Source organism: Pseudomonas juntendi (genome assembly GCF_009932375.1).
In the GTDB taxonomy this organism is placed as follows: Bacteria; Pseudomonadota; Gammaproteobacteria; order Pseudomonadales; family Pseudomonadaceae; genus Aquipseudomonas; species Aquipseudomonas juntendi.
The window spans coordinates 1-1,369 of record NZ_BLJG01000223.1 but is presented as its reverse complement, the minus strand read 5'-3'; the positions used below and the strand labels follow the sequence as shown (position 1 = coordinate 1,369).

The 1,369-nt window shown below is 68.6% G+C and carries 1 protein-coding gene; it reads right to left on the bottom strand.

The genetic code is table 11. The annotated features are described in order from the left end of the window. A partial coding sequence (locus GYA94_RS22580) for a condensation domain-containing protein (RefSeq protein ID WP_255326976.1) occupies window positions 1-1,369 on the bottom strand: 1,369 nt, incomplete at both ends.

Below are 1,369 nucleotides of genomic sequence, written 5' to 3'. Positions count from 1 at the left end.
CCAGATAGTTGAAGGTGATACGCGGCACCGGCAACGCGGCAAGGCCGGCCTGCACCGCCGCATCGCCCAGGTGGCGGAGCATGCCGTAGCCGATGCCCTTGGCGGGGACGGCGCGCAGTTGCTCCTTGACCGCCTTGATCGAGCCTGCCAGGTCCTGCGCAGGCGTGAGGGCCAGCGGGAACAAGGTAGTGAACCAGCCGACGGTGCGAGTCAGGTCGATGTCGTCGAACAGGTCTTCGCGGCCATGCCCTTCAAGTTGGATCAGCGCGGTGTGCTGCGCGCTCCAGCGGCACACCACCCGGGCCAGCGCGGTCAGCAGCAGGTCGTTGACCTGGGTGCGGTAAGCCGCCGGGGCCTGCTGCAGCAACTGCCGGGTGAGCTCGCTGTCCAGCCGCGTATGCAGGCTGCGGGCATGGCGGTTCTGCTGGCCGCCGGCCGGATTGGCGCACGGCAGGTCCTGCGGAGCATCGGCCAGCTGGCCTTGCCACCAGGCCAGCTCGCGCGCCATGGCGTCACTACGGGCGTGCTCCGCCAACCGCTCGGCCCAGGCCTTGTAGGCACTGGTTTTTGCCGGCAGCCGCACAGGCTGCTGCGCATCCAGTTGCGCGCAGGCCTGTTGCAGGTCCTCGAACAGCACGCGCCAGGACACGCCGTCGATGACCAGGTGGTGGATCACCAGCAGCAAGCGTTGGCTGCCGTCACCCATACCGACCAGCACAGCACGCAGCAGCGGCCCTTCCAGGCTCAGGCTGCGTTGCGCCGCTTCACACAGTGCCAGCAGCGCGTCCTGGTCGGCGGCCTGCCGCTGCCAGAGCAGGTCCTTGGCCTGGCCAGGCTGACCGTGACTGGCCTGCCACTGCCCCTGCTCGCGGGTAAAGCGCAGGCGCAACGCATCGTGCTGCACCAGCAGAGCCTGCAAGGCCGCCTCGACGGTCGCCGCCTGCAAGACCCGAGTGGGACGCAGCAGCACTGACTGGTTCCAGTGGTGCGCCTGGTCGGTCACCTCGCCGAAGAACCACTGCTGTACCGGCAGCAGCGGCATGCCGCCCTGCACCGGGCCCTGGTCGATACGCGGCGCCGCGCCGCCCTCGCGCGCCACACGGGCCAGACCCTGCACGGTCTGGTGCTGGAACAGCTGCTTGGGGGTGAAATGAATACCGGCCTGACGGGCACGGCTGACCACCTGGATGGAAATGATCGAGTCGCCACCCAGCTCGAAGAAGTTGTCGCTCAAGCCGACCCGCTCCAGACGCAGCACCTCGGCCCAGACAGCAGCAATGCGCTGTTCCATTTCGCTTTGCGGGGCGACATAGGCCTGTTGCAGCAGGCTGGCATCCGCCGCCGGCAAGGCGCGGCGGTCGAGCTTGCC